The organism is Elstera litoralis, assembly GCF_000963705.1.
GTDB lineage: Bacteria > Pseudomonadota > Alphaproteobacteria > Elsterales > Elsteraceae > Elstera > Elstera litoralis.
This window is the reverse complement of the sequence record NZ_LAJY01000384.1, coordinates 1-3,015: the sequence shown is the minus strand read 5'-3', so window position 1 is coordinate 3,015 and position 3,015 is coordinate 1. Positions and strand designations below refer to the sequence as shown.

At 62.5% G+C, this 3,015-nt stretch carries 5 protein-coding genes and 1 pseudogene; 2 read left to right on the top strand and 4 right to left on the bottom strand.

The window, feature by feature from the left end; all coding sequences use genetic code 11:
* Window positions 1-336: pseudogene (locus VZ95_RS25690) on the top strand (heavy metal translocating P-type ATPase); the annotation flags it as partial.
* Window positions 324-506 carry a cbb3-type cytochrome oxidase assembly protein CcoS gene (gene ccoS / locus VZ95_RS14100; protein ID WP_045776422.1) on the top strand — a complete coding sequence of 61 codons (183 nt, stop codon included), beginning with the start codon at window positions 324-326 and terminating at the stop codon, window positions 504-506. The pseudogene VZ95_RS25690 and the gene ccoS, both read left to right, overlap by 13 nt.
* Window positions 507-887: 381 nt before the next feature.
* Here ccoS and VZ95_RS14095 read toward each other — a convergent pair whose 3' ends face one another.
* From VZ95_RS14095 to VZ95_RS27255, 4 genes are all read right to left on the bottom strand, one after another.
* Window positions 888-1,766: a metal ABC transporter permease gene (locus tag VZ95_RS14095; protein WP_045776424.1), complete on the bottom strand. Its 879-nt coding sequence runs from the start codon at window positions 1,764-1,766 to the stop codon at window positions 888-890.
* 20 nt (window positions 1,767-1,786) lie between these two features.
* Window positions 1,787-2,521 (bottom strand): zinc ABC transporter ATP-binding protein AztA, encoded by a 735-nt coding sequence (gene aztA, locus VZ95_RS14090; protein ID WP_045776421.1) that lies wholly within the window; start codon window positions 2,519-2,521, stop codon window positions 1,787-1,789.
* The gene (locus tag VZ95_RS28290) at window positions 2,518-2,646 is read right to left on the bottom strand and encodes a hypothetical protein (RefSeq protein WP_269747112.1); all 129 of its coding nucleotides are present in this window, start codon (window positions 2,644-2,646) and stop codon (window positions 2,518-2,520) included. The genes aztA and VZ95_RS28290 overlap by 4 nt, the downstream gene beginning before the upstream one ends.
* A 43-nt stretch (window positions 2,647-2,689) precedes the next feature.
* On the bottom strand, window positions 2,690-3,015 hold a 326-nt coding region (locus tag VZ95_RS27255; RefSeq protein ID WP_045776420.1), incomplete at its 5' end, for a VOC family protein.

The following is a 3,015-nucleotide window of genomic DNA, read 5'->3' as shown; positions in this document are numbered from 1 at the left end:
GGCGACGGGCTCAACGATGCGCCCGCGCTGGCGGCGGCCAATGTTTCGATGTCGCCGACCAGCGCCGCAGATATTGCGCAAACGGCGGCGGATCTCGTGTTCCAGGGCGAAAAACTCAGCCCCGTGCTGCTGGCGCTCGATACCGGGCGGGTGGCGCAGCGGCTCGCCACAGAAAATCTGATTATCGCGCTGGTCTATAATCTGCTGGCGGTGCCCTTGGCGATTGCCGGGCTGGTGACGCCGCTGATTGCGGCGGCGGCGATGTCCTCTTCCTCGCTGTTGGTCATCGCCAATAGCTTCCGGTTGGCGCGACGGAGACTGACGTGGACGTTCTAGTGTATCTCATCCCGGTGAGCCTGCTGCTCGGTGGCGGTGCGCTTGCAGCGTTTCTCTGGTCGCTGCGCTCGGGGCAATATGAGGATATGGACGGGGCGGCCAATCGCATTCTGTTCGACGATGATTCGCCCCTGCCCGACCGGGCTCCCCCCAAGCGCGACGACACGTAAGCCTTTATTTTATCAGGCAAAAAAAAGGGGCTGCGACAAGCGCAGCCCGAGTTTAGGGAGGAAACGTCCGCAGAGCGGACAAATCATCGATAACGATGATGCAATGCAACATAGCCAAGCTTTCCGCATTCGGCAAGGGTATTTTGTGTGAGGAGACGGCATGGGACCCATGCAGGAAGCGGAGGGGCGAGGCCTTGAAGCCAACTTAAACCGCCCCAGCTCTCGCAATATATTGAAACATAACAAAAATTTAAGAAGGCGGTAAGGCGATAATCACCATAAAAGACCTGTTTCCTTAAATCCAGCTAACGCCCCATTCCCTCTAAATTGTCAGGACAACTTCGACAGTCCCTGTGACCTTCTTATCGCACCGCATCATGACTAAGCCGTCAGATGGCGTTCCGGCAGCCAGCGCCGCAGCAATCCTTGCCGCGTGCCGAGCAGGAGCGAGAGCAGATACAGGCCGCCCGCCGTGAGAATGATCGCCGGGCCGGACGGCAAATCGAGGTGATAGGAGAGGATGAGCCCACCGTACCCGGAGAGCATGCCGATCCCCGCCGCGACGGCTGAGAGGCTCCAGAGCTGCTGTGCCCAGAAGCGCGCGGATGCTGCGGGCAGCATCATCATCCCCACCGCCATCAACGTGCCGAGCGCCTGGAAGCCCGCGACGAGGTTTAGAACCACCAGCACGAGGAAGCTGAGGTGGTAGAAGGCCCCCGGTGCGCCCAACGCCCGGAAAAAGCCGGGGTCAAGGCATTCGATCACCAAGGGCCGGTAGATCACGGCGAGCGTAACCAGCGTAACGCTGGTGATCCCGGCGACCAGCAGCAGCGACGGGCTATCGACGGCCAGAATCGTCCCGAACAGCACATGGATGAGATCGACATTGCTGCCGCGCGTCGAGACGATCATCACGCCCGCCGCCAGCGACATCAGGTAGAAGGCGGCAAAGCTGGCGTCTTCGCGCAAGGAGGTGACGCGCGCGACCAGCCCTGCCAGCAGGGCCACCGCGAGCCCAGCGATAAATCCACCAAGCCCCATCGCCCAGAGCGAGAGGCCGGAAATCAGAAAGCCGATGGCGGCCCCCGGTAGCACGGCGTGGCTCATGGCGTCGCCGACCAGGGCCATGCGGCGCAGAATCAGCAAGGTTCCCATCGGCCCGCACCCAAGGCTGAGGGCGATACAGGCCACCAGCGCGCGGCGCATAAAAGCGAATTCGGCAAAAGGGGCAATGAAAATCGCCCAAAGACTATCCAGCATAGAAAAGGCCCCGGTTTGGGTCAGGCGACGGCCTGATGGCAATGGGGCGCGTCTTCGTCCCAGGCTTCAGAACGGGCGCGGGCTTTCAAGAGATTCTGGGGGGTGAGCACGGTTTCCGTCGCGCCCCAGCCCAGGCATTCCCGCGCCATCAGCAGCGTTTCCGGAAAGCGCGCGCGCACCTGCTCGTAATCGTGCAACACGGCAATCACCGTGCGGTTTTCCGAATGCCAGCGCGTGACCAGCGCCAGCAGATCCGCCGTCGTGCGCGCATCAATCGCGTTGAACGGCTCATCGAGCAGAATAACGGCAGACTCCTGCACCATCAGCCGGGCGAACAGCACCCGCTGCATTTGCCCGGCGGAAAGCTGGTGCAGCATGCGGCGCTCGAACCCGGCAAGACCCACAGCCTCCAAGGCGTGATGGGCGGCGTGGACATCGGCTTTGCCCGCGCCGCCGAAACTGCCGATATGCTTCCAACGGCCCATCAGCACCATATCGAAGACCGAGAGCGGGAAGCTGCGGTCAATCTCCGCCTGCTGCGGCAGATAGGCGATATCGCCCTTCTTCAAGCTACTGCGCTCCACCTTACCGGAGGAGGGGGCAAGCAGCCCGGCAATCGCCTTCAACAGCGTCGATTTCCCCGCCCCATTCGGGCCGACGATGGCAGTGAGGCTGCCCGCACAAAATTCGCCCGACAGGTGATGCACCGCCGGGTGCCGGTCGTAGGTGAGGGTGAGATTATCCAGCCGGATCATTCGGCGACCTCGACCAAGGCCCAGGCAACCGCGCCCCACATCATCAGCAGTACGCCAGCGACACAGGCGAGGCGGGGAAGGATCCCCCAAGCGAAGGGGCTGAGCGGTGGGGCGGAATGGGACATGGGGATGTTATAGTGTAACGTTCGGCGGCAAACAAGGTACGCTTTAGCGGGTCCAGGTTGCGTTTTGCAGGACGATGCGGTAGCCGTCCGGGTCTTCGAAGGTGACGCCGACCTGGTCCCAAAACGGGTTCCACGAGGGAACGGGCGTCGCGCCGAAGGCGATCAGCCGGTCGCGCGCGGCCTGCCACGCGGCGGTATCGGGCAGATAAAAGACCAGGAGATTATCCTGGGTCGGCGCGCGCCCTGCGGCGTGACCCGCCTGCTGGGTGAATTCCAAATGCCAGGGCGCGTGGGGGTGGCCGAGCATCACCCCATCGAACCCATTATGCGCGGCAAAGCGGGTAAGTTCGGTAAAACCGAGGCCGTCGC